This window comes from Pseudomonas sp. NyZ480 (assembly GCF_029537255.1).
GTDB classification, from domain to species: Bacteria; Pseudomonadota; Gammaproteobacteria; order Pseudomonadales; family Pseudomonadaceae; genus Aquipseudomonas; species Aquipseudomonas taiwanensis.
The window spans coordinates 3,086,888-3,110,837 of record NZ_CP120626.1 but is presented as its reverse complement, the minus strand read 5'-3'; the positions used below and the strand labels follow the sequence as shown (position 1 = coordinate 3,110,837).

The following is a 23,950-nucleotide window of genomic DNA, read 5'->3' as shown; positions in this document are numbered from 1 at the left end:
TCCCAGTGATGTCGAGTGGGGTAGGGGGCCGTCTGCCTTGGCGATGGCCGCAATAGAATAAAAACAAGAGAAAAAACCATGCTCGCACTCCTGGGCCTGATCATGGTGGTGACCTTCACCTACCTGATCATGAGTAAACGCCTGTCGCCGATCGTTGCGCTCACCGTGGTACCCATCGTTTTCGCGGTGATCGGTGGCTTTGCCCCCGAACTGGGCAAGATGATGCTCGATGGCTTGAAGATGGTGGCGCCATCGGCAGCACTGTTGCTGTTCGCGATTCTGTTCTTCGGCCTGATGATCGATGCCGGTCTTTTCGACCCGCTGATCCGCAAGATTCTCAAGCGCGTCAATGGCGACCCGATCAAGATCGCCATTGGTACCGCGCTGTTGTCGTTGCTGGTAGCACTCGATGGCGACGGCACCACCACTTACATGATCACCTGCGCGGCAATGCTGCCGTTGTACAAGCGCATTGGCATGAATCCGATGATCCTGGCCACGGTGTCGATGCTGTCGTTGAGCATCATGAGTGGCATGAGCCCTTGGGGAGGCCCGGCTACTCGAGCCATCGCTGCGCTCGGACTGGATGCGACCGAATACTTCATTCCAATGCTGCCGACCGTGATCGGTGGCGCTGTCTGGGTGGTGTTCACCGCCTACCTGCTCGGTCGTGCCGAGCGTCGCCGGATCGGCAACATTGCCCTGGAGTCCGGTGGTGGCAACTGCTATATCAAGGAAATCCTCGGCGACAACCCGCACAAGCGTCCTCGGCTGGCGTATGTGAACCTGGCGCTGGTGATTGCGGTGATGACCGCCCTGGTGTTGGGCGTCATGCATTCCGCGCTGCTGTTCATGATCGGTTTCGTTGCGGCGCTGATGATCAACTATCCGCAGCTGGAACTTCAGAAAGAGCGCATCCTCGCCCACTCAGGCAACGCCATGACCGTGGTCCTGCTGGTTTTCGCCGCGGGGATCTTCGCTGGCATCTTCTCCGGTACCAAGATGGTCGATGCCCTGGCGCAGACCCTGGTCGACTGGATTCCCGAGGCCTGGAGCCACTGGTTCCCGCTGGTGGTGGCGGTGACCAGCATGCCGTTGACCTTCGTGCTGTCCAACGACGCCTACTACTTCGGCGTGGTGCCGATCCTTGCCAACGCGGCCGCGGCCTATGGCATCGACCCGGTTGAAATTGCCCGCGCCTCGGTGCTGGGGCAGCCGGTGCACCTGATGAGCCCATTGGTGGCCTCGACCCTGCTGTTGGTGGGCATGGTCGATCGCGATATCGGCGACTTCCAGAAAGCCACCGTGAAATGGGCGGTGCTGACGTCGTTGGTCATCACCGCGCTGGCATTGCTCACCGGAGCCTTGTCCTTCTTCGTCTGATCTGCACCGGGCGCCCGTGGCGCCCAACTCTATCCAAGAACAACAAAAGAGTACCGATCATGTCCCGAGCTGTTTTCCGTGGGGCCACCTGTGGCCTGCTCTGCGGCTGGCTGCCTGTTGCCGGCGCTTCCGGATTCATCGACGACAGCAAGCTCAAACTGCAGCTGCGCAACGTCTATTTCAACGAAAACTTCCGCGACGAGCAGGGCATGAGCGCCCGTGCTGCCGCGAACGCCAAGAGCGAGCGGGTGGAATGGGCGCAGGGGTTCCTGCTCGACTACCAATCAGGGTTCACTCAAGGCCCGCTCGGCCTGGGGCTCGATGCCCTGGGGCTTGTCGGTGTACGGCTCGATTCGGGGCGCGGACGCAGCGGTACGGGCTTGCTGCCGGTGCATGACGATGGTCGCGCCGCCGACGAGTTCGCCAGTGCCGGGGTGACCGCCAAGGCGCGCCTGGGCCAGACCGTGGTCAAGCATGGCACCTTGCTGCCCAAGACGCCGGTGCTGGTCTATAACGACGCGCGGTTGCTGCCGCAGACCTACCAGGGCACGCAACTGACCAGCAACGACATCGACGGCCTGACCCTGACTGCCGGCCACCTGGACCGCTTCAAGCAGCGCGACTCCTCCGACAGTACAGGCCTGTACCTCGATGGCTATGGTGGCGACGAGTCTGGCGATTTCAGCTTCGCAGGTGCCGACTACGCCATCAGCAAGCAGCTGCGCGTGAGCTATTTCCATGGGCAGCTCGAGGACTTCTACCGCCAGGACTATGCCGGGCTGGTACACGACCTGCCGTTGGCCGGCGGCGTGTTCACCACCGACCTGCGCTATTTCAAGAGCCGCGACAGCGGGGCCGCCTACGGTGGCAAGATCGACAACGACATGTTCAGCGGTCAGGTTTCCTACGCCCACAGCGGGCATACCGTTGGTGCCGGGTACCAGGTCCTCGATGGCGACGCGGGATTGCCGTACATCAGCGGTGCGACGGTCTACTCGTTCAGTAACGTTGGTATTGGCAAGTTCATCGAGGAGGAAGAGAAAACCTGGATGGCGAGCTATGCCTACAACTTTGCGGCGGCCGGTATCCCGGGCCTCACCTTCATGGCACGCTACCTGAGCGGCGACAATGGTCGCTCCGCTGACGCAGGGATCAGCGAATGGGAGCGAGACGTAGAGCTTGCCTACGTGGTGCAATCCGGGCCTATCAAAGGGTTGGGCGTGAAACTGCGCAACTATGTCTACCGTTCTGATTTCTCGCGCGGTCGCGACAGTAATCGGATTTACCTGACCTACGATATTGCGCTTTGGTGATGCGGTGGGGCGAGCCTGCGCAACCGATGCGCTTGCTCGCCCAGTCATTGGTTCAGCCCCAGGAAAAACCCACCGCCGGCGCGGCACCGCTCAATTGTCGCTGACCTGCGAAGCGGCCGGGGCGATGTGCTTGAGCGAGCGCCGGTCGGCTGCGACACCCCACAACGTCGGTGAGTACCAAGGCCAAGGACCACTGCGCCCATCGCGCCCAGCGCTGCGCCAATCCAGAGCGAGCTATCGATGGTCAGGTCGACCTAACCCCGTTAGCGTGCTGGGGTGAACTCCTGAGCGGCGGAGTGATGCCTGTGTATTCACCGGCAATGCCGGCGCTGGTGGGGAGGCGCAATCGCAAGCAGCTGCACAGGCGGCACGACAACGCAGTTGGCGCCGTGGCGCCAATGTACGGGCACAAGATGATGGAGAACAGTACCGTAGAAGCGCTCTTGGCCCGAATCACCGCTTGGCCGCTGCAATGCCTGGGTCGTCATGGCGATTCTTTAGCCACCGTTACCACCCGTACCGCCGCTGCCGGAACCTGCGCCGTTATCTTTGTCAGTCCCTGTGTCATTGCTTCTAGAACCATCGGTGCCAGACCCCTGGCTTGAGTCGTGGGTGGTGCCGTCGCCGCCAGTGCGGTCGGTGTCATTACTGTCGGTTCCACCCGACCCGGTGCCCATGCCATCCGCAGGGGTGCCGGACCCTGTGGCTCGTCCCCGGTCGTCCATTTGCCTGTGGTCCTGGCTGTGCGTGCGCGGTTGATCTTGGCTGTCAGGGGCAGCAAGGGCCCAGGGTGGGCAGGCGCCCAGGTACAGCGCGAGCATCAGTGAATGGGGCTTCATGACGTTCATGGTGATGGTCCTTTTTTGGGTATGTTCACCTTCTGTTGGTCCTGCAGGCTTGGGCAAGGGTGCATCGAGATCGACGGACGGACGCCATTGGGCCATCGCGTCTTCCTTGGGGCTTCCCCGACGGTCAAACCTGCGCGCCGGGGAGGCGCGCAGGTTGCTTTATCAGGCGGCGCGTAGCTCGCCCTTGAGTAGTTTTTTCTGCGCCTCCATGGCCTGGCCCATTTCTTCCAGCGCCGTCTTGCCCAGCAGCTTTCGGGCTGTCGGGAAGAGGTCGCTTTCCTCTTCCTCGATATGATGCTCCAGCAATTCCTTCATCACCTTTACCCGACCGGCGAATTCAACCGTGCCGGTGTCGGTCTGCAACAGGTCGGGGAGGACCAATGAGTCGACGGTGCGGTGCTCCTCCTTGGCTTCGTAGTACATCTTTGCTTCTTCCTTGCCGCCTGCCTGCTTGATCGCCGGGTACAGGATCTGCTCCTCGAGGGTCGTATGGATGCTGACCTCCTGCTTGATACGCGCAAGCAGTTCGGCACGCTTCTTCACCGCGCGCTCGGTCGTCGAGGACAACTCTTCAAGCAGTTTCTTCATCAGTTGATGGTCTTGGATCAACAATTCGATTGCGTTCATGGGGCACCTCTTCACGGCTGGGAAAAGTTACGGCTGCCAGCAGTGGAGCAGGGCGCAAGCGGCAAGGTTCAATGCGGATGATCAGCGCACCGGCTATTGGGTGTACTGGCTGCGGTATGGGTTCGTCGTCGATGACCTGACTCGATTGCACTGAATCTTTGTTGCTTCAGCCGCATCTACCGGACACGAACGGTCAATGCCCAGGAGCCAGCGCGTGCCGCGAATCATCACCCCGACCACTCCTGAACACGAAATCAGTGAGCACAACGCCCGCATGTTCGGGTCACCCAAGGAACGGTTGGATTTCTATCGTTGCGAAATCCAATACGAGACCAGCATTCTCGCCAACCGCACTGACGCCTATCTTGCCGCCCAGTCGTTTCTGGTGATCGCCTTCGTATCGTCGATGGGCAACCTCAACCAAAGCTGGGGCGAGATGTTCACCTTGCTCGTCCCTCCATTTCTCGCCCTGCTGGGCGTATTGAGCTCGCTCAATGCCTGGCCGGGTATTCGCGCGGCCTACAAGATCATCGAACACTGGCAATTGAAACAGAGCAATCTGCTGCGCAGCGAGCCATTGATGGGTCTGGCCTATGACGAATCGCCGCTGTTCAGCGAGGCGGAAACTTCACAGGTCGGGCACCGTAAGTCGCTGTTGTTCTCTCTGCGCACGCCATGGATATTTCTGGTGTTCTGGGTGATCCTCGGCGCCTATGCGGTATTCATCCAGTTGGCATGAGACGATTTTTTCGCTCCGCCGGTATCGCTGACTTTCTCCAGCAGGTCAGCGCGGGGAAGAGGGGCTGGCGCTGCAACTGACGGAAGTTGTCAGCGAGAGCCGCGATCAGTTGTGCATCAGTTGTTGGAGCACCCATTGCCCAAGACGCGGTACTCAACAATGTGTCGATGGCCATGGGAGTCGTCATAAGTCATGCGCGCGGGCACGACTTCGCAGACATCTGGGACACTGCTGAGGGAGACGACCCTGGCAATATCCAGGGGGTGGGAATAGCTGTATGGCTCGACTGGGATATGCCCGGTGTCGGCCGACGGCTCCTCTGCCATCGCCAGGGAGCAAAGGCCGCAAAGAAGCAGAGTCAGTAATGCTTTCATCGATGTTTACCTGTCCTGGAGGAGGGGCCCAGACGCCGCCCGGCGTCGGGCCGTTTACCGTGGAATTAGAACGGTATGGTCGGCAGGTACTTGCCATCGAGCGTGATCACCGCGCGGGAGCCGCCTTCCGGATCTTCGATCTTCTTGACGTCCAGCTTGAAGTTGATGGCGCTGATGATGCCGTCACCGAACTTCTCGTGTACCAACGCCTTGAGTGTGGTGCCGTAGACCTGGAGCATCTCGTAAAAGCGGTAGATGGTAGGGTCGGTGGGTACACCGCGTTCCATGCAGCCGCGCACCGGTATGGTCTGCAACAGGGCAATGCCATCGGCGTCAAGGCCGAGCTTGTCGCCGACCACTTGCGCTGCGCTGGCGGGCAGCGGGTGCTGGCCCAGTAGCGCGGCGGTGACGAACGCTTCGGACAGGCCGGTGCCCTCGGTGATCTGGGCATACGACAGGTCTTTGCGGGCCTTGGCCATAAGGATGACTTCGGTCAGGGCCTGGCGAACACTTTGGGTGGCTTGGGTCTGGATCATGGCGTTTTCTCCTAGGGTGGATAGCCGTATTCAGGCAACGTGCTTGGGTGGATGGGAAACAGCGTGTACCTGCGGGTTATCCGCGAGGGGCACGAATTTGCCGGTGCTGCCATCGAATGCGTCGATAAGGCCGCTCTCGATGTCGTAGATCCAGCCGTGCAGGGTGACGCGGCCCTCTTCGAGGGCGAGGCGGACCGACGGATGGGTTTGGATGTTGGCGAGTTGCGCGATGACGTTTTCACGCACCATGGCCCTGACCTTGCCGTGCTGGTCTTCATGGTGACGGGCTTCATTGACCACCCGGGCGGAGTCGGCATAGCGCAGCCAACCGGCGACGGCGGGCATGTGGTCCAGGCATTTGCAGGTGGCGATGGCGGTCATGGCGCCGCAGTCAGAGTGGCCACAGATCACGATGTCCGCGACCTTGAGCGCCGCCACCGCATACTCGACCGAGGCGGATACACCGCCTGGTTCAGGTCCGTAGGACGGCACGATATTGCCGGCATTGCGGATGACGAAGAGGTCGCCTGGCTCACGCTGGGTCACCAGTTCCGGCACCAGACGGCTGTCGGAGCAGGAGATGAACAGCGCTCGTGGGTTTTGCTGGGTGGCCAGGTCCTTGAACAGTTTGACCCGCTGCGGGAAGGCGTTTCGCTGGAACTTCAGGAACCCATCAATGATGTCTTTCATGGCTGTTGCCTCGGTCTCGCGGTGTGTGAGGCAAAGGTTACGGAGCAGATGGCATAAGGTAAAAGTCTCATTTATTATCGAATGAATCAGATAATCTTATGTGAGTGGTCATGCTTGCCCGACACATCCAGTACTTCCTCGCCGTGGCGGAGCATCTGAGCTTCACGCGGGCCGCGGCGGCCTTGCATGTATCCCAGCCGGCCCTGTCGCAGCAGGTCAGGCAGTTGGAGGAAAGCCTTGGCGCACAGCTGTTCGACCGGTCGGGGCGTACGACGCGGCTGACCGATGCGGGTGAGGTCTACCTGCGCTATGCACGCCGGGCAGCTCAAGAGCTGCAGGAGGCCAAGCGCGCCCTACACGATGTCAGCGACCTCAGCCGGGGTTCGCTGCGGGTGGCGGTCACGCCAACCTTCACCACCTACCTCGTGGGCCCCTTGGTCGAAGCCTTTCACAGCCGTTACCCGTCTATCACCTTGGACGTACGTGAACTCTCCCAGGAGCGCATGGAGGAGCTGCTGGTCGCGGATCTGCTGGATGTGGGGATCGCGTTCGAGGACGTACAGGCCCACGATGTCGAAGCCCGTCCGCTGCTGGTCGAGACGCTGGCGCTGGTGGTCAACGAGCGGCACTCGCTGGCCACGGCGCGTTCCATCGGGCTGGAGGCACTGAGCGCGCAGTCGCTGGTGCTGCTCAGTCCGGAGTTCGCTACTCGTGAGCAGATCGACCGATTCTGCCAGCAACACGTCATTCAGCCGCAGGTACGGATGGAGGCCAACACCATCAGCGCGGTCATCGAGATCGTCCGTCGGACCACACTGTCGACCTTGCTTCCCGCCAACATTGCACTGGCCCATGAGGGTTTGGTGGCCATCGCGCTCGAGCCAGTGCGCTTACAGCGCACCGCTGCGCTGGTGCGTCGCAAGGGGGCCTATCAGAGTGCCGCAGTGCGGGTTTTCATCGAGGTGGCGATGGCAGTGGCAACGCGGCTGGAGGGGGGCATGAACAATGAGGGATTGGTAACTCGCGCGTGCCCCAATCCTGGGCTCAATGGTGGATGAAACCCCGTGTTCAAGGGCTTCCAGGGTGTTTTCCAGACGGGGTCTTGGAGACTATCCGGGTCGCGGAGGAGCATTTGGCCATTCATGGAAATCCATTGGTTATGAATGGGGAACTGGTTTTGTACCCCCAGATGCACCCCTTTTGACAGCAGCTACGAGTGGATTACAGTGGACGCACCGGGGGCGGGGCGGGCGCAGAACCTGCAAACCCTCACCCATTTGCGCAACTTATGCTTTGAACTCGACCCCGTCGCTACGCGTCGCAGCAGTCAGCGCATCCCAGGAGGATTGCCGCGCCGACCACGATTTCACCCCCGCGTACGTCGAGTGCGATCTTGCCTCCAGTGTCTATGCCCAACAGCTGGCGAACGGATTTGGGCAGTGTGAGCTGCCCCTTCGAGGTCAACGTGGCGATTTCGTGGATGGCAGGCATGAGCGTTCTCCCGGATCTGTTAATTGACTGGTAAGGAATAATCCTTGCGTGGTCAATCTTGGTTTTCTGCTGATCAAGCACAGGCAGGGAGGACGCTTAGTAGCGCCACAGGGTGAGTTACACCACTACCAGGGACATGATCTAGGAAAAGGCAGAAATGATCAGCTAACAAGCGTGCGCGAAGCCCTTAAAGACTCTCAGGGTCGCCAAAGAACATTTGGACATTCACATAAAGCAAATGGTTATGAATGGGAAATTGGATTTGTACCCGCAGATGTACCCCTTTCAACAGCAGCTACGAGTGGATTGCAGTGGACGCAACAAGGAGGGATCGGTTTCAAAGGTGCAATCCCTCACCCTCTCGCGCAATTTATGCTTTGGGCTCGTCCCAGTCGCTACGCGTCGCAGCAGTCAGCGCATCCCAGTCATCAGGAGGGTTGCCGCGGCCCAGCATCTTCTCGAAGACCGCGTAGGGATCGGATTTGCTGCCTGCGGAGCGTAGGGTGTTTTCGTCGTTGACCCATGCATAGACGATGACCTTGGACCTTGAGTCGTAGCGAAAGAACAGCCGAAAGCGCCTGCCGATTTTTGCGCGGCGCCAATGTCGGTAGGCGGTGCCCAGCGTATTGCCTTGGCGGAACTCATCACGGCCCGGATCGGCAGGCACTGCCTCCATGATCAGATGGCTCAATGCCCGGAACAGCTTGACGTTGGCGTTGCTCTCAAAACCTTGCGGGTCGTTCTGCTCGGCCCGGGCGGCGGCTTCTTGCAATTTGCGTAGCTGTAAAATCACACCTTCATGGAACAACAATGTCCAGCCATGTCGCAGCATCAGATTGCGACCTCACCGTCGATATCTTCGTCCAGGTTTACCGAGTGGTTTGCGTTGGCGAGCATGGTTTGCGCCAAGTCTACCGGCAGAGTGGTGAGGTTGCGGCCGCCTCGGATGTCAGCCTCCAGCAAACCCAGGAACGCACCGATGGCAGGGTCTTCATGCGTGGTTTCTACACGGCTGACCACGATTTCACCCCCGCGCACGTCAAATGCAATCTTGCCACCAGTGTCAATGCCCAGAAGCTGGCGAACGGATTTGGGCAGTGTGATCTGCCCCTTCGAGGTCAATGTGGCGATTTCATGGATGGCAGGCATGAGCGTTCTCCCGGATGTACAGAATGAATTGTAAGGAATAATCCTTACATGGTCAATCTTGGTCTCTCCTGATCAGGAACAAATAGGGTCCTATTGGTAGTCCATACCAGATCAAAGTCTTTCCTCCATTGTCTTTTTAAAGCCATTTATCTGTATCGACGGCTTTTTTGGTTTTGGAGGTTCAGGGGCTGGAAGATGCAGATCCCGCCGCTTAAGCTCTTCTATGCCCCTGTAAGAAATGGATCGGTGGAGAGCCACTGATGCACCTTTACTCATCCACTGATGTCTTAAGCTGCCGTCCTGCTGGCTCAGCAACCAGAGCTAACGCGGCATCGAGTAAGGCTTAATCTCTGAAGCAGCGCTGCTGAGCAGCCGAATCAGCGCGGGGGATTGCTTGACGTGTCTGCCATGGTTGTCATTGCAACCTTGAAAGGCGGAATAGTCGACACGATGACATCGTAATTTTCGGCAGGCTGTAGACGAACGCCAAAAAAATCCATGCGGATAGCAATACTTGGCCGCCTTGATGTACGTCCTGTTCTGCCAGTTGAGGTGGATGACCCCTAGGCGGCCCATCAAACCCCCACGAGTTCAGTTTATTTATGTGGGCACGAATGACGAATCAATCGGCTGGCAGACAATTCGCCACATGCCGCGTACGCCGTCTTCGACCCAAGTGCCTTCCAGCACATTCGAGCCTTCGAAGCAGTGCAGCGTTGCTCTGCCGTCGAAGCCTTCTGCTTGCAGTTCGTAATGCCCCGGGCCTTTTGCTTGGCCTCGGTATTGCCAGGTCTGCCCCGCGTCGTCATAGGATACGGTGATAAACTCGATGTCGATCGTAACCTTGCAGGGTTGATCAAACGACGCGGCACTGCTGGGGCGGAAGGTGTCCATTTTGGCGTACATGTTGGCGTCCTTGTAAAGATATCAGGAGCTGTTCAGGGCAGCAGCCAAGTGCTGTTGGGGGTGGTGGACCGGATGCCGACTGCCTGGCACTGCTCCAGAATCGGCAGAATGTAGGTGATGTTGGTACGGCCCGGTTTACCCTCTGCTCTGTAACGGGCCGCCCGGCAAAGTGGGCCGGCTTTTTCGTAGGTATGGTTAGAGCTGATTTCCACAGCTTGTGCTTGGCCGAAATGATTGTTACTGGCGAGGTAGGCCAGCGTTTGCTGAAAAGCTGCTCGAGTCAGCGCCAACTGCGAGTTTTCTGATCCGGTCTCAATCACAACGCGATTTGCATCAACGGTCGTAATACGGAAACGGGCGCTACGCGACGGTGTTTGCAGTTCCTTGCCTTTCAGGCGGCTGATCAATGCCCAGAGTGTGTGGTCGACTTGAATGATGTGCTGCATTGGATAACTCCTTCGTTGCTGAATGGACGCTTTAACCCTGAAGCGGCTTATGGAATCTTGATACCCAACGCATTCAGCGATGGCGTATCCATCCGGCCATTTACGGTCAGCCCACTGTCCATCTGAAAGGCCATCAACGCACCACGTGTCGCCTTGCCCATCACCCCATCGATGGTGCCTTGGTAATACTGGCGCACCATCAGCGCGGTCTGCACACGGGTTATCAGGTTGCTTTTCTGCTCATTGGTCGCACGGCTCTTTGAATTGCTCGAGCTAGTCCCGCTCGTAGTGCCAGACGACTGATAAAGGCTGTTGCTGCTGGACGTGCCGCTCGAAGCACTCGGCGCGCTATAGCTTCGGGTGCTGGTAGCGGGTGGGCTGTAATAGCGAGGTGCGCTATAGCCACCCGAGCCGCTGTGATGAGAGCTGAGCGAACTGTGGGAACGGTGCGAACTGTGCGAGCGATGTGCCGCATAGATGTTGACAGTGTCTGGCGCATTGAGCGTATCGGCAAATACCGGGGGCTGTAACATATCGTTGGGTTGCCAGTTCACATCGGCGAGCGGCGGATGCCCCGCCTGGGCCAGGGTGGTACCAGCCATTGGCAGCAAGCTGATCCCACTAATCAGGACTTTCCAGCGGTCGAACAATTTCACTGTGCACTCCTTGCATAGGCGCTAAACGCCTCTGTCGATAGTCGCTGTACGCCGCGGCTCTGCCAGCGGTCGGTATGCGATTTGAAGAAGCCAGAACAATGTTTCACTGCAGCGCATTGCTGGCAGGTATCGATGAACAGATTCTTCCAGTCCGAGATGCTCTGGCGAGCGAAACGCGAAAGGTGTGCCGGGATTAGGCACAGAGGCAAGTTGTAGATCGAAACCGGCACTCCGCGGTTGAACAGGAAATACACAGCCTGGCTTAACGATTCTTGATAGTCCACCGGGTCAATCCACAGCTCTTCGTAGTTCTTCCTGGCCAGGCCGGTGCTTTCGATACCCATCAGCGCAACATGCCGCACGAAGGGCAAGTTCCTGAACACGTAGTGGGCGAGCTCTGGCAAGCGTGGCGTAGTCAGGCGATTGAGCACCACGCGTACCTCGATGATCTGCTTGGCGCGCGCCAGATTGTAAAGACCTTGCAGGGTTTCGCTGAACGCGCCTGGAGCCTGTACTACATGGTCATGATCCTCGGCATTGTCGGCATACAGCGGGATACCCCAGCTCAGCTGAGGGTGGCCGATTGCAGAGAGCGCTGCGATCCAGCTCGTGTCGTGGAACAGACGCCCGTTGCTGAGCACATGAATGGATTTCTGCGGCAAAATGGCTTTGCACTTGGCCAGGATTTCGAGCAGGCCGTCGCGATAAAGCGTTGGTTCTCCGCCGCTGACTCCCAGACTTTCCTCGCCCGGGTCCATCAGGTCGATCAGCCGTAGGTTCTCTTCGATGTGCCAACGGTCATCGATATCTTTGGGCGGCTGCGAGCACATCAGACAGACACTGTTGCAACGATCGGTCATGAACAGCAGGTTGCTGTCTGAGCCTCGTCGATAGAGCACTCGCACCAACGTGTTGCCTGGTGTGATGGCAATGACATCGCCGGGCTGCACGACATCCGCATCTCTGGGGGTGTGCAGATGTGGCCGCGCGCTGTTGAAGTCGCCGATCAATGGCTCCGGTATCAGGAATCCACCCAATGGTAACGAGAGCAGATGCGGGCTCCGTAGCCGTTCTTCGTTTGGCAACCAAAGCAGCAGATCACCGAACTCAGCGCTTCCGGCACAAACAGCCAGGCCTTGTTCGATGAACTCATCAAGAGTGATGACTTTGAGCAGTTTCGGCTCATTCAGGTGATGGATTTCGAAGTGGGTATCTTTGCGCAGCATCGCCTTCAGCCCCTGTAACCCGGGAACCGGACATCGTTGTAAGAGCGCCTGTTCAACCAAGACAGCAGAACCCTCTGCACGTTGTCGTTGCCATCGCAAAGCAGGCCGAAAAGATGCTTCAGCAGCCCCATGTTCTTCTTGCAGAAGTTGCTGAACACTCTGTGTCCGATCGGATCAGCTTGGCGGGCATAGTGTTCGATGGGGTCAGCACCACAGTACGGGACAAGTGCGCAATCGGAGCAGCCAGGCAGCGCCTCTGCAACACCACTGGCGAGCAACGCATTCATAACGGGCGATGCGAGCAATTCAGACAAGGGTTGTTGTACGGTGCCAAGCCTCAAGCCGTCCTCACCCATTTCCAGCAACATTCGGGCTTCGTCCGAGGGATAGACGTAACCGTCATAGTTGTAAACCAGCGCGGCAGTACCAGCGCCAGCAGGGGAGCGCAGGTCTACATAGCCGGAGGAGAAAGGGGTCAAGATATTCTTCAGCAACAGACTCGTATAACTCTCAGAGAGGTATACGCCCTGTTGATTGATGTGCAGCAAATAGGCCAGTGCTTTCTTGTAAAAGGCCACGTACTGCTCAATAGGATAATCAAGTCGATGGGCACTCTTGGTGGCAAACCCATAAGGGCTCAGAGGCCGAAGCGAGATGCTGGAGAAGCTCTGGTTTACATACTCATCGATGATCGCTTCAGGTTGTTCGAGGCTTCTTGAAGTCAGCGTGGTCAGTGCGGAAACCGCATCATGGCCTAGGCGCTCACGGACCCACTGGATGCCTTTTACAGTGCGTTCGTAGGAGTCTCGTGACGGGGTAGGGCGGTTGGCATTGTGCAGGGGCGCTGGCCCATCGAGCGAGGTCGAAAACTGGATGCGATGTTGTTCTGCGAAGTCGAGTATTTCTTCCGTCAGGTGGTGCAGCGTGGTGGTGATGACGAACTGGATATCCCGTTGTTCGACCACGTTCCGTTCAACGATCCATTCGACAATCTGGCGGACTCGCTCGAAGGCCAGAAGCGGCTCGCCACCCTGAAACTCCACAGTCAGGGCGGGAGCGTTCGATTCGAACAGGCGATCGATCGCCGCCTGTGCATCCGCTTCCGACAGGTCGTGGCCGGATCCACCCAGAGGGGCCCGCGACACTTGGCAGTACTGACAGGTGTGGTTACAGCGCAGTGTAACCACGAACAAGTGCAGTGCAGGGCCCTGGAAGAGGAAGTCCTTGCGGCTGCGATACTGAGCGGCCATTACCGGAAGCGGGTCGTAGCGGCCCGGTTCGTAGATGAAGTGGCGGGCCAGCAGATCCTTGTAAAGAGGCGTGCCTGCTTGAACGTCGAAGTGACTGAGTGCTTGTAGTTGCACATCGTTCACGTGCAAATACTCCCCGGTATCGGCGGTGAGCAAGATGTCACGGTCGTTTCCATTGTTCATCCGCATGAATCGAAAAGGCAGCAAGCGGTACTGCTTAGCGTCAGTGGCAATGAGAGTCACTGGGCAATTCCACAGCCAGAGAGTGCGGCTCGGACAAGGACTTCGCGCAACCCTGCTGTTTCGCGATTGATATGGTCGCGTAGGGCGAAGTCGTTCAAATGCTGGAGGATCAGCGAGTGAGCCTGCTCAGAAGCAAGCGTCAGCCTTGCAGCAGCGGGAAGGACCGTGAGGCTTATCTGATCCGCTTCAATACCGATCTGGATCGCCACGGTGTCGGCCAGAGAGTAAGCGGCGCGTTGCACTACGCTGAGCGGGTAGGCTGCGCTGTCAAGTTGCAGCATGACTGGCCATGTCATCGGAACCGGTCCTTAAATCCGTTGGGGACATGTGGATTTTGCCGGTTGCTGAGGCGTTATGCCATCACCTTTTTTACATCTGCTTGCATTTGTACAGCGCATTGGTCGACATGCTCACGGTGACTGAGCCATGACCTAGGAGGGCGTGCTCGGAGCACAAATCTCCCTCAGTCCATTCATCCTTATCAACAGCCCGTCTGCCCCAAGGCTTCAAAGACTGTCAGGGTCCCCGAAGAACATTTTGACTAGGCTCTAGGACGGTATTTTCAGGCAGAAAAAAGTCAAATGTGCCCCCATTATTGCCCCCAACCGCATTGGCTGTGCGAGCGATCGCGAATGGCGATTCCTGACAAATTCCAGCATGGCTCTGGGTGGCTTTCAGTGTACGCCCAAACTGGGGTAGGGAAGTGGAACGCCCAGATGTTCTCCCTCGGTGACCTGGAAACCAAAGCTGGTTATGCGCAGCCCAGTTCTTGTTCGGCCCCGCTAACGCAAAGTGGCCGGTGCGGTTTCGACATGTGTCGGGTAGTCAGGCGCGGCTCGCGGGCGGTCGAATGCGAGCGCCCGCGTGCCCAGGTACCGCTAATACCGATGTCGGCCTCGGCTCTGCGGTTACGTCAGGGACGTCTAGTGCCTTGGTGTCGATGCGGCGGAATAGGAACTCGCCTTTGTTCTGATCGAGTACAGAAATAGCAGCTAACGGAACAGCTGTGATCAGAACACCGGTAAGTACATCGGCGACCGCATGATTGAGAAGATTTATCCCTCACCCAGTCGCGCAACTTATGCTTTGGGGTCGTCCCAGTCGCTACGCGTCGCAGCAGTCAGCGCATCCCAGTCATCAGGAGGGTTACAGCAGCCCAACATCTTCTCGAATACTGCGTAGGGATCGGATTTGCTGCCAGCGGAGCGTAGGGTGTCTTCGTCGTTGACCCATGCATAGACGATGACCTTGGACCTTGAGTCGTAGCGAAAGAACAGCCGAAAGCGCCTGCCGATTTTTGCGCGGCGCCAATGTCTGTAGGCGGTGCCCAGCGTGTTGCCTTGGTGGAACTCATCACGGCCTGGGTCGGCAGGTACAGCCTCCATGATCAGATGGCTCAATGCCCGGAACAGCTTGACGTTGGCGTTGCTCTCAAAACCTTGCGGATCGTTCTGTTCTGCTCGGGCGTCGTGCAATTTGCGTAGCTGTAAAGTCACACCTTCATGGAACAACAGTGTCCAACCATTTCGCAGCATCAGATCGCGACCTCACCATCGATATCTTCGTCGAGGTTCACGTAGTGGTTTGCGTTGGCGAGCATGGTTTGCGCCAAGTCTTCCGGCAGAGTGGTGAGGTTGCGGCCCCCTCGGATATCAGCCTCCAGCAAACCCAGGAACGCACCGATGGCAGGGTCTTCGTGGGTGGTTTCTACGCGGCTGACCACGATCTCACCCCCGCGCACGTCGAATGCAATCTTTCCACCTGCGTCAATGCCCAGTAGCTGGCGAACGGATTTTGGCAGTGTGATCTGCCCCTTCGAGGTCAATGTGGCGATTTCGTGGATGGCAGGCATGAGCGTTCTCCCAGATGTTTCGAATGAGTGGTAAGGAATTATCCTTACTTGGTCAATTTTGGTTTTCTGCTGCCCCCCGTGTCAGGCATACCGTCACGTCAGTCTTTTCTCAACCCGATACCTTTCAACAGCGGATGCCGCAGGGCCCAAGGGCATAATGAGAATTGCCGGTTATCCAACAGGAAACGGTCAAGTTCGTGTACCGCGCTTGCTTCATCGCTGCCCCACAAGTCTTCGATCACCACGGTCCCGCCGCTGGCTAGCAGCTCAGCCCAGAGCCGCAACGCACGCAGATTTCGTTGCGGGTCTCCACCCAGGTCAATGACGATCAACTCAAATGCAGAGCAAATGCTGCGCACCCGGTCGAGAGTTTCTGGGTTCATTGCATCGCCGACGCAATCATGTTGTTCGACTTCGGTCCAGCGGGACCCATCGATGGCGGACGCATGGGGGTCGATGTCCAACGACACCACCAGGCCACCTCCCTGCATTTGCAGGATGCTCGAGAGGAACCAGGCGCCACCGCCACGCCCCCTGCCGAGTTCCAGCACGCGTTGAGCGCGCATGCCAGTGAGAAGCTCCTGAAGGTAGAACAGATCGCTCGGCATCTTGAGCACGACTTCGCCGAACCAACGGTAATCCCGCTCACTTTCAACCTCGTGCTTCCAATACCAGCGGTGATAGTCCGCCGCCAAGGCTGTTTCCGAGCCTTGCATAGCCCCCTCCGGGAGGAGCATGTCAGTGAATGGAGCGACGAGTACACCGCGCTCGATCCATTGCGCAGCGGCAGGCGAGGCGCGACGAAACCTGGCATGGCCAAGCAGCTCGTCGTATGTCGCAAGATCGATACGGTGCCGCTCCCCGCGCGCCGCGTGCTGCACCTCGATGAAGTCGGCGTAATCTACGAAGACGATGAATCGGCTCAGTCGCAGCATCTGATTGATCATCAAGGCTTACGTCGCGCGGCAACAAAGGGGCTGATGGCACGATCAAAGGGCTCGCCCCGCCAACTGTCGAGAACCTCGACTTCACTGAAGTCGAGGTCGTTCAAGAGTGACGTAAACAGCTGCACGTTTGCCACGCTCAGTTCATGGCGCTCCTCGAAGTGCTCCGCGGTGGAGATGCATTCGAACCGGTAGTCGGCGAGCATCGTTTCGGCGCCGTCCGACCAGAAACGGTAGCTCAATACGATATCCTCCGGCCCGCCAGGCCCCAGCTCTCGGTCGACGGTGAACGGCGGCTTGTTTTGCTGGGCGTTGGGGGCATGGGCGACTTGCAGGATCAAGCCGCCACCTGGGCGCAGCATGTGATGGCAGCGCAGGAGTATATCTCGGAGTTCGGCAACGCCCCGGCAGTAATTGAGCGACCAGGAAAGTGACACGATGCAATCGAATTGCTGATTGAGGTCCAGCTCCTGCATACGTCGGAGTTGTGCGCGTTCCGTGCCGACGCGCGCTTGCGCCAATTCCAGCATGCGGGGCGCCGAATCGAGACCCACCGGATCCAGGCCGGCCTGCAGCGCTTTTTCGAGCAGTATGCCGGTCCCGCAACCGAGATCCAGCATTCGGCCTTGCCCCTTCAGGCCACGCGCCCGCTCGATCACGAAGCCGTGATCATCGGCGTAGTGGTGTGGTGGCGTATGCAGGTCGTAGCGATCCCCAAACTCTCCGTAGAGTTTGTAGGTCCGATCATCGCTCATAGATCCTCCTGAGTGAGCACCGGCATGGTGGTGAAGGCTTGCGCGACGGCAGGCCCGAAGAGGGTGTAGGGGCTGTCCGCCGCCAGATCGCACAGCCTCGTGGCGCCGAAATGTTCATTATCGAGGGGGGCAAGTGCCTCGACCAGACGAGACTGTCGGCGCGCACTGCGTGCATTGGGTGAGGCCAGATGCTTCAACGCCTGACAGAGCTCGGCAACGGTCCCTGTTTTGACCCAATCCGCGTAGCTGCGACTACCGAGCTCGAACAACAAGACATGTTGGCGCAAGCCTGATCCAACACACAGGGGGCAGCGGACCATGCGCTGGGAAGCCAGTACCTTGTCGCGCCAGGGGCGGGAGCCGCGCGAAAGATTGTCACGCACATGCGCAAACAGTCCGTCCCAGCGCAACCAGCTCGCGACTTCCTTCGGATTGCTCGTCGGGGTGCGCAGAAATGCACCCGCACCGGAGGGGACCCAGAATCCATGGAGGAGCACGTTGTACTCCTGGGTCGAGAGTCGCTCGATGGGACGCTCGGCCGGCCATCTTTCTTCCTTGACCAGGCGTTTGAAGAAAGGCACCAGTGCATTGCGATGTACGCCTTTGAGCACGTCCAGCGCCTCTGGCTGCAGGAAGCCGCTCTGCTCCACGGCCTTCTTTTCGTCGTTGATCAACAACCTCGGATCGTAACTGACGACCTGGCCGCGACCTAGGCAGCATGGGCACTGCCCGCGCACGGTGTGTCGATCAAAATCGGAGGCAGATACTACGCGGGGGCCAATCAGGTAACGATCAAGATCCGTCGCTCGTTCATTGCAGGTCGCTATCACTTCCTGCCCTCTGACCAGCTCGATGTAGCCGCCACCGAGCAGTAGCGCCAGTTTCACCGCACGTGTTCGTGCACTGCGATCACTAGCAGCGTCGCAGGCAAGAGGGCCATCGAATGCACGGATGCGGGATGCAACCTCGTGTTCTGTCCATCGCAGTCCCTGTACTTTTAGTTGTCTGCGCAGGTCCCGGACGACGCTCGCGGGAACGTGTGCGCCCCACGTGTGGATCGCCTGGAGTAGGGGGCAGATTGTCAGTTCGGCATCTGCAGCGGTTTCCCAGACATCCACCAGCGTGGTGATATCTGCTTGTTGCGCGTTCCCGCCTTCGAGCATGAGCAAGGCCAACTCATGATCGAGCCCTCCAAACTCAAGCAGGCGTAGATCTCTCAAGTTGTGCGCGTCTAGCACGACTGCCGGTTGTCCGCCTTCATGCTCAAGTTCCTGCTCCAGCGGTGGCAGGTCGTGGCCGAGTAATCTTTTCAACCAGCGCGCCGCGCTGCTGGCCTCGGGCAGGCTAGAGGGACGGTGGTGTTGATAGCGTTCCAGCTGCCCGGCATTCTCGCGCGGTTTCGATGCCTCTCGGAGCATTCGACCGCTTGGGGTATCCTGCTCGCGCACGTGGCTCGGAGGGCCTTGAGCGATCAACTGGCCTCCCAGCGGACCGCAGCCGGGGCCGAATTCGATGATCCAGTCGGTCGCAGCGACGAGTTCAAGATTGTGTTCGACCAGCAGGACAGTGTGGCCCTGCTTGACCATTCGATCCAGTGTCCCGAGTAGGCGCGTGACGTCGTCGCGATGCAGACCCGCCGCAGGCTCATCAAGAATGAACATCAACCGTTGCGAGGCGTGTTTACTCAGCTCTCGGGCGATGCGAAGGCGCTGGAGTTCGCCACCGCTGAGGGTGTCGAGCCGACGTCCGAGAGACAGATGCCCGATCCCCATTTCATCCAGGGTGTCCAGAAGCGACAGTTGTTGGTCGAAAGCGGGGAAGGGTGCGCAGCGCAGCGAAGTGATCGAGCGATCGAGTATCTGGGCGATGTCGTACCCTTCGTCGAGAATGGTCAGCACGGTGGTTCCGAAACGGCTTCCCGCGCAGCTCGGACATACGACCCAATGGCCTGCTTCTTCTATTTCCCCGATGCCTAGGCACCGATCGCAGCGCCCCTGCCCAGCGTTGAGCCCGAAATCGCTGGCTTGGAGGCCGGCGGCGGCAGCACCCGGCAGCTTGGCGAAGTGGTTTCGCAGCTGTTCAGCGAGCCCCAGAAAGGTGGCCACCGTGCTTCGCCTGTTCGGTGTTGGCGTTCGCTGGCCCAAAGCAACGAACCCGCTGAGGTGTTCGGTGCCCGATAGCGATGCCCAGCGCCCGCGGCGAACATCCACTTCCAGAGCGTCTTGCGCGGTGTGGAACGCGACTGCGAGTGCCGGTACGAGTGCTCCGAGAACGAAACTAGACTTCCCGGATCCCGAAACACCCACCACACTGATCAGGTGACCCAGTGGAACGGCCACATCGACGCCCGACACATTATGGATGTGGACGTCCTTGAGCAGGAGCCTCGGTGTCTGCACTTGGACAGGAACTGCGCTGCGCTGCAGTCGGGGATCCTCTGACCACCAGTGTTCCGGGACCTTCCCTGAGTAGGTTACACGCCCACCTTCGGGGCCGGCGCCGGGGCCGATCTCGACGAAGAAGCTGGCGGCGGCTGCCAACCGCCGACGATGATCGTTGATGATCAGGCTGTGGGTTCCACGCAATTCGGCCAACGTTGCAGCCAACCGATCAACGTCTTCATCGTGCAGGCCGCGTGCCGGCTCGTCCAGCAACAGACAAAGGCCAGAATGATGGCCGTCCAGGGCTGCTGCCAAGCGCAAGCGGCGTGACTCTCCCTCGCTGATTTCCAGCATTCCGCGGTCGCCGCTTAGGTGGCCAAGGCCTGCACCAACGAAACTTCGGGCCAACCGGTGCAGCTGCTTCAGATACGGTGCCGCCTGGTCAGGCAGCGCTCTGGAAAAGTCGGACCCTGGACTGCACAGCGAAGACAGTGCTTCGAAAGGCAGCGCCAGAAGGTGGCCGATCGAATATCCACCTAGGCGCAAGGCGAGGGCCTGGACTGACCAGCGGCTACCCAAGCAGTTGGGGCACGAGCCATTGTTCACTAGGTAGGCCAGCCGTTCGGCTGTTGTGCCACGCTTGTTCACCCGTTCGATGATCGCCGACTGAAACCCATCGAAACGGCGTGGTGTGCTTGTCGTGCGCCCATTGCTGAGATCGCGGTCGGCAATCAGCGCTTCACCCGCGCCTTCGATGATCAGGCGGCGAGCCTTCGCATCGAGCTTCGACCATGGGAGATCGGGATCGAAGCCGTTGAGGTCGCGTAGGCCTTCGATCGTCTCATGTTGGATGTTGACGTACTTGTAGTTCTTCTCTGTCCAGAGCGAGAGGGCACCCTGGTGCAGGGATCGGTCCGGGTGCGCTACCAGCGCGTCCAGGTTCAGGATAGTACTTTCACCGAGCCCGCGGCAGGTTGGGCAGGCACCCGTATCCTCGTGGTCTGGAGCGTTGAACGAGAGTAGGTGCTCGCTTGCGGGCCGGTATCGGCAAGGGTCCGCTGGTGTAACCCAGTGGTAGCGGGAGTCCAGCAGGATGCCTTGGGGAGAGTCGACTAGAACGCGCCCTTCGCCAGCCTCGAAGGCCAGTGCTAGCAGTTGCTCCAATTGTAGCGCTGTGGTCTCCCCCGTACCGAGTTCTACGCTTCCGACGTGGGTCTCGACAATATGCCGGGTGCGCACGGCGAGTGGTTTGAATCGATCCAGTTTGAGAACACGTCCTTTTTCCCACTGTTTGGTTGAGTCGGTCTCGCTGCGCACGATGACGCTGGAAAAGCCTAGGGCCCGCAGACGTTCCGCCATGGCTATCCCGTCGCTGGCCTCAAATGAGATGGGGATTGCCCATATATCGAGCGGGCCTTGCTGATGCTGCAGCAACCACGCGGCATAGATGCCGATCCCGGGAGGCGGTACGGGGGCACCGCTGTGTTCGGAAACGGGATTGGACCATTTGATGAACATACGCCGGAGCAGAGGGAGGAGACTACTCGAGGTTCCAACCGTCGTGCGTGAAGAAGCCCGGAATGCACGCTGGCCGATATGGAGGGTAGGCGGCATTCGGCCGACGAAGGCGCGGCTCATGGGGGGGGCGAGGTGATCCTGGTTGACTCCCAGGAAGGATCTCAAACGCTTGCCCCCTTCGCGCGCTAGGGTGTGCAGGAGCAGCGAGGTCTTCCCCGATCCTGAGACCCCTACCACCATCGACACCTCTGCGACTGGGAAGCTGATGTTGAGATCACGCAGGTTGTTGGCGTCCGCACCGACGACATCGATGGTATCGTTTTTCATTCGGGCCATGAGGGCTCATCGAGCAAGTGAAGTACGTGTATCTGCCGAGCCTGGAAGTGTCGAGGGAAGTCCAGGTATTGAACCGTGCATTCGCCGCGGTAGTGGAGCGCGCGGACGTTTGATACCAACAAGGTGTCCCCCATGCCAAGCTCGATGGGATGGGACACCGCCAGCGCCGCCTGATGGATCGTATCCAGTTGCTCCTCGAGTGGGTCGATGAAGCTCGCGCCTCGGCGTTGCGCTGCTTTCAAGGTTTCGGGATGAAAGCGAATGGTCGACTCGCTAGCCATGGTGCCTGACCAAGCCCCCCGCGCTCGATCATCTACCATGTCTACGGTGTCGCGTAGAAGAAGTCTAAGGGCCTTGTCGGCACCGCGTCGTCGAAGCTCTGCGAGTAGGTCACGAACCCGGGCGACGCGCAGAACTCCATAGCCCGGGGTAGGATCGGGCACCCGGCAATGGATCAAGGTGATGCGCGGAGGTTCGCTCGCAGTGTTCAGGTCGGTATGAAAGTGCCCGTCGCGCAGGCTTTGAGACAGCTCTGTGGTCCAGGGCGACATCTTGAAATGCTTGACGATCTTGCTTCCACGGTAGGGTTTGAACCCAGAATCCAGCGCCAGTGCGAGCAGCAGGGCGATTCGCTCGTCGCTCAAGGCGGGGGTGCCGCGTACCACTACATGATCAAAGCGGTTCCATGCGTGTGAAAGCTCGACGAGAAAGGCTTGCCATTCGAGGGATGACAGTTCTCGGGCGAGTACACGTCGCAGTGACGTGTTGAGTGCGCGCGTCTCCAGCGATTCGAGTGTGTCGCGCGCGGTCACAGCCAGCAGCGCGTCTTTCACGCTGGCGGGCAGGGTCAGTTCTGGAAGGCTCATGTGCAGCACTCGAATCGAAAAAGCAACTTGTGGCGAAATTGGTGCTCAAGCAGCGCACCGACCGAGGGATAGGAGAATGACTCCGAGACGCTGGGGTCGTGATAGACCCAGCCTGTGTCCCTTAAGGGGCGAACCGATGGCGCCAACCCCACGCGTGCTCCCGCTGCCATTATTTCCAGGGGGGAGTGGTCATACACACCGTGACCCAATGCTTCCAACTCATGTTTCCAGGTGACCCATAGAGGGTTTTCCGTATGGCAGCCCAAGGCGAGGTACACGAAACCGCCAGGTCTGATGGCACGGCGTAAGTTGGTCATCAATAGCGACAGGTCGCTAATGTACTGCAGTACTTCATGGCCCACGACCAGATCCACCCCGGCATCTGGAATTTTCGACCAGCTCTCTGCACCAAACAGCTGGCTGTGCGCTGCGAACCGGGCCAGACGCCGCTCAGCCACTCGCCTTGCACTCACGAGCGGTTCAATGCCCAGAAGTCTTGCCGGCCTGAACCGCTCTTGCAGCAACTCGAGAAGGCCGCCGCGGTGGCAGCCGATGTCGAGCACCGTGGCGTCAGAAGGCATGCTTCGATCCGCCTGTATATGGCCGGCGAGCGCACGCCAGAAATGGATGTTGCGTTCTTCCAGGCGCTGGTCTTCTTCATGATCGAAGAAGTAGGTGCGGATGACCTCTGACACTCAAGGGCACCGCTGCGGACGGCAGCTCCGCGCCTGAGTATCGCCTGCGGTTGGGTCCACACCGAAGTGCAGCACGAACAGGTTCAGCGACTCTTCGAAAGCGGCTTCCAAGTTTGCCCGGTCCTCTTTGCCTCGCATGCCGAAGTACGGGAAGTGGTGAAGGTATTCACCGAACAGGAACTCACAGTTCGCAAAGTAGGCATGCGTGTCGAGAATGTGCGCGTGCCAGAAATCATCGATAGGCCCCGACGGGCAGATTTTCTTGCCCGGGTAGCGCACGTTGAGCGCCAGAAACTTTCGGTACAGGCTTTCGACCTCATCGCAGTATTCTCGAGTCCAGCCGCGCTCCTCCATCAGTTTGCGCCCCAGCATGGAGAAGTCCAGCTGGGCCACCTTGTCCAGTGCGGCCAGCATTTGTTCATCCGACTGGAGAAGTTGGTGCGACTCGTCGAATGTGAGGGGGCGACAGATAGCGTTCTGTTCCATAGAAGTCCCTGAATAGCCGTTGGCGTAAAATTGGATCCTAAGCTTATAGTGTTAAGTGGCTATCAGGGAAGTGGTGGGTGCGTGCATTGCGTGCGATACGTAACCCGTGCTGTGGGTATGCCGAAGGTCTAGGAGCTGATCAAGCGGGGTGCTGCGAGGGTTGCGGGCGTTCCTTTACTGGCTTGGCGCACTCTCAAAGACTCTCTGGATCCCCAGTCGCGAGCACTACCGCAGTCTCTG

At 59.0% G+C, this 23,950-nt stretch carries 25 protein-coding genes and 1 pseudogene; 4 read left to right on the top strand and 22 right to left on the bottom strand.

What is annotated here, in order from left to right:
• The first annotated feature begins 78 nt into the window (after nt 1–78).
• Nucleotides 79–1,383: a citrate:proton symporter gene (locus tag P3R38_RS14180; RefSeq protein ID WP_023380898.1), complete on the top strand. Its 1,305-nt coding sequence runs from the start codon at nt 79–81 to the stop codon at nt 1,381–1,383.
• Nucleotides 1,384–1,442: 59 nt separating this feature from the next.
• Nucleotides 1,443–2,696: an OprD family porin gene (locus P3R38_RS14175; protein ID WP_023380897.1), complete on the top strand. Its 1,254-nt coding sequence runs from the start codon at nt 1,443–1,445 to the stop codon at nt 2,694–2,696.
• Between the two features lie 497 nt (nt 2,697–3,193).
• Here P3R38_RS14175 and P3R38_RS14170 read toward each other — a convergent pair whose 3' ends face one another.
• Both P3R38_RS14170 and P3R38_RS14165 read right to left on the bottom strand, forming a co-directional pair.
• Nucleotides 3,194–3,544: a hypothetical protein gene (locus P3R38_RS14170; protein ID WP_023380896.1), complete on the bottom strand. Its 351-nt coding sequence runs from the start codon at nt 3,542–3,544 to the stop codon at nt 3,194–3,196.
• 162 nt (nt 3,545–3,706) lie between these two features.
• A complete protein-coding gene (locus P3R38_RS14165) occupies nt 3,707–4,171 on the bottom strand; it encodes a hemerythrin domain-containing protein (protein ID WP_277686312.1) in 465 nt (154 codons plus the stop codon).
• A gap of 214 nt (nt 4,172–4,385) precedes the next feature.
• On the opposite strand from P3R38_RS14165, the gene P3R38_RS14160 reads away from it, so the two are divergent.
• On the top strand, nt 4,386–4,910 hold the full coding sequence (locus tag P3R38_RS14160; protein WP_023380894.1) for a hypothetical protein: 525 nt from the start codon (nt 4,386–4,388) through the stop codon (nt 4,908–4,910).
• Between the two features lie 116 nt (nt 4,911–5,026).
• Here P3R38_RS14160 and P3R38_RS14155 read toward each other — a convergent pair whose 3' ends face one another.
• The 3 genes from P3R38_RS14155 to P3R38_RS14145 form a co-directional block, all read right to left on the bottom strand.
• Complete coding sequence (locus P3R38_RS14155) at nt 5,027–5,284, bottom strand: DUF2790 domain-containing protein (protein ID WP_081669618.1); 258 nt, start codon at nt 5,282–5,284, stop codon at nt 5,027–5,029.
• A gap of 65 nt (nt 5,285–5,349) precedes the next feature.
• The gene (cynS, locus tag P3R38_RS14150) at nt 5,350–5,820 is read right to left on the bottom strand and encodes a cyanase (protein ID WP_277686311.1); all 471 of its coding nucleotides are present in this window, start codon (nt 5,818–5,820) and stop codon (nt 5,350–5,352) included.
• Between the two features lie 30 nt (nt 5,821–5,850).
• Nucleotides 5,851–6,510: a carbonic anhydrase gene (locus P3R38_RS14145; RefSeq protein ID WP_104883624.1), complete on the bottom strand. Its 660-nt coding sequence runs from the start codon at nt 6,508–6,510 to the stop codon at nt 5,851–5,853.
• A 110-nt stretch (nt 6,511–6,620) separates the two neighbouring features.
• Here P3R38_RS14145 and cynR point away from each other — a divergent pair, with 110 nt between their 5' ends.
• The gene (gene cynR, locus P3R38_RS14140) at nt 6,621–7,568 is read left to right on the top strand and encodes a transcriptional regulator CynR (RefSeq protein ID WP_277686310.1); all 948 of its coding nucleotides are present in this window, start codon (nt 6,621–6,623) and stop codon (nt 7,566–7,568) included.
• A gap of 298 nt (nt 7,569–7,866) precedes the next feature.
• Here the strand turns inward: cynR and P3R38_RS14135 are convergent.
• The 17 genes and pseudogenes from P3R38_RS14135 to P3R38_RS14055 form a co-directional block, all read right to left on the bottom strand.
• Nucleotides 7,867–8,001: pseudogene (locus tag P3R38_RS14135) on the bottom strand (AbrB/MazE/SpoVT family DNA-binding domain-containing protein); the annotation flags it as partial.
• A 370-nt stretch (nt 8,002–8,371) separates the two neighbouring features.
• Nucleotides 8,372–8,833, bottom strand: coding sequence for a type II toxin-antitoxin system YhaV family toxin (locus P3R38_RS14130; RefSeq protein WP_253096175.1), 462 nt, complete (start codon nt 8,831–8,833; stop codon nt 8,372–8,374).
• Nucleotides 8,833–9,150: a type II toxin-antitoxin system PrlF family antitoxin gene (locus P3R38_RS14125; RefSeq protein WP_023380886.1), complete on the bottom strand. Its 318-nt coding sequence runs from the start codon at nt 9,148–9,150 to the stop codon at nt 8,833–8,835. Before P3R38_RS14125 ends, P3R38_RS14130 begins: the two co-directional genes overlap by 1 nt.
• A gap of 600 nt (nt 9,151–9,750) precedes the next feature.
• Nucleotides 9,751–10,056, bottom strand: a complete 306-nt coding sequence (locus tag P3R38_RS14120; protein ID WP_023380885.1) for a hypothetical protein — start codon at nt 10,054–10,056, stop codon at nt 9,751–9,753.
• Between the two features lie 32 nt (nt 10,057–10,088).
• Nucleotides 10,089–10,502, bottom strand: coding sequence for a hypothetical protein (locus P3R38_RS14115; RefSeq protein WP_023380884.1), 414 nt, complete (start codon nt 10,500–10,502; stop codon nt 10,089–10,091).
• 47 nt (nt 10,503–10,549) lie between these two features.
• Nucleotides 10,550–11,158 carry a His-Xaa-Ser repeat protein HxsA gene (hxsA, locus tag P3R38_RS14110; RefSeq protein WP_277686309.1) on the bottom strand — a complete coding sequence of 203 codons (609 nt, stop codon included), beginning with the start codon at nt 11,156–11,158 and terminating at the stop codon, nt 10,550–10,552.
• The gene (gene hxsC, locus P3R38_RS14105; protein ID WP_023380882.1) at nt 11,155–12,384 is read right to left on the bottom strand and encodes a His-Xaa-Ser system radical SAM maturase HxsC; all 1,230 of its coding nucleotides are present in this window, start codon (nt 12,382–12,384) and stop codon (nt 11,155–11,157) included. The genes hxsA and hxsC overlap by 4 nt, the downstream gene beginning before the upstream one ends.
• Before the next feature lie 5 nt (nt 12,385–12,389).
• On the bottom strand, nt 12,390–13,877 hold the full coding sequence (gene hxsB / locus P3R38_RS14100; protein ID WP_023380881.1) for a His-Xaa-Ser system radical SAM maturase HxsB: 1,488 nt from the start codon (nt 13,875–13,877) through the stop codon (nt 12,390–12,392).
• Nucleotides 13,874–14,173 carry a His-Xaa-Ser system protein HxsD gene (hxsD, locus tag P3R38_RS14095; RefSeq protein ID WP_023380880.1) on the bottom strand — a complete coding sequence of 100 codons (300 nt, stop codon included), beginning with the start codon at nt 14,171–14,173 and terminating at the stop codon, nt 13,874–13,876. Before hxsD ends, hxsB begins: the two co-directional genes overlap by 4 nt.
• A 783-nt stretch (nt 14,174–14,956) precedes the next feature.
• Nucleotides 14,957–15,412, bottom strand: coding sequence for a type II toxin-antitoxin system YhaV family toxin (locus tag P3R38_RS14090; RefSeq protein ID WP_277686308.1), 456 nt, complete (start codon nt 15,410–15,412; stop codon nt 14,957–14,959).
• On the bottom strand, nt 15,412–15,729 hold the full coding sequence (locus P3R38_RS14085; RefSeq protein ID WP_277686307.1) for a type II toxin-antitoxin system PrlF family antitoxin: 318 nt from the start codon (nt 15,727–15,729) through the stop codon (nt 15,412–15,414). The genes P3R38_RS14090 and P3R38_RS14085 overlap by 1 nt, the downstream gene beginning before the upstream one ends.
• 98 nt (nt 15,730–15,827) lie before the next feature.
• On the bottom strand, nt 15,828–16,676 hold the full coding sequence (locus P3R38_RS14080; protein ID WP_277686306.1) for a CmcI family methyltransferase: 849 nt from the start codon (nt 16,674–16,676) through the stop codon (nt 15,828–15,830).
• Nucleotides 16,676–17,428: a class I SAM-dependent methyltransferase gene (locus tag P3R38_RS14075; RefSeq protein ID WP_277686305.1), complete on the bottom strand. Its 753-nt coding sequence runs from the start codon at nt 17,426–17,428 to the stop codon at nt 16,676–16,678. The genes P3R38_RS14080 and P3R38_RS14075 overlap by 1 nt, the downstream gene beginning before the upstream one ends.
• Nucleotides 17,425–21,663, bottom strand: a complete 4,239-nt coding sequence (locus P3R38_RS14070; protein WP_277686304.1) for an ATP-binding cassette domain-containing protein — start codon at nt 21,661–21,663, stop codon at nt 17,425–17,427. The genes P3R38_RS14075 and P3R38_RS14070 overlap by 4 nt, the downstream gene beginning before the upstream one ends.
• On the bottom strand, nt 21,651–22,529 hold the full coding sequence (locus P3R38_RS14065) for a TauD/TfdA family dioxygenase (protein ID WP_277686303.1): 879 nt from the start codon (nt 22,527–22,529) through the stop codon (nt 21,651–21,653). The genes P3R38_RS14070 and P3R38_RS14065 overlap by 13 nt, the downstream gene beginning before the upstream one ends.
• A complete protein-coding gene (locus P3R38_RS14060; protein ID WP_277686302.1) occupies nt 22,526–23,224 on the bottom strand; it encodes a class I SAM-dependent methyltransferase in 699 nt (232 codons plus the stop codon). The genes P3R38_RS14065 and P3R38_RS14060 overlap by 4 nt, the downstream gene beginning before the upstream one ends.
• Nucleotides 23,225–23,710, bottom strand: coding sequence for a hypothetical protein (locus P3R38_RS14055; protein WP_277686301.1), 486 nt, complete (start codon nt 23,708–23,710; stop codon nt 23,225–23,227).
• Between the last annotated feature and the right edge of the window lie 240 nt (nt 23,711–23,950).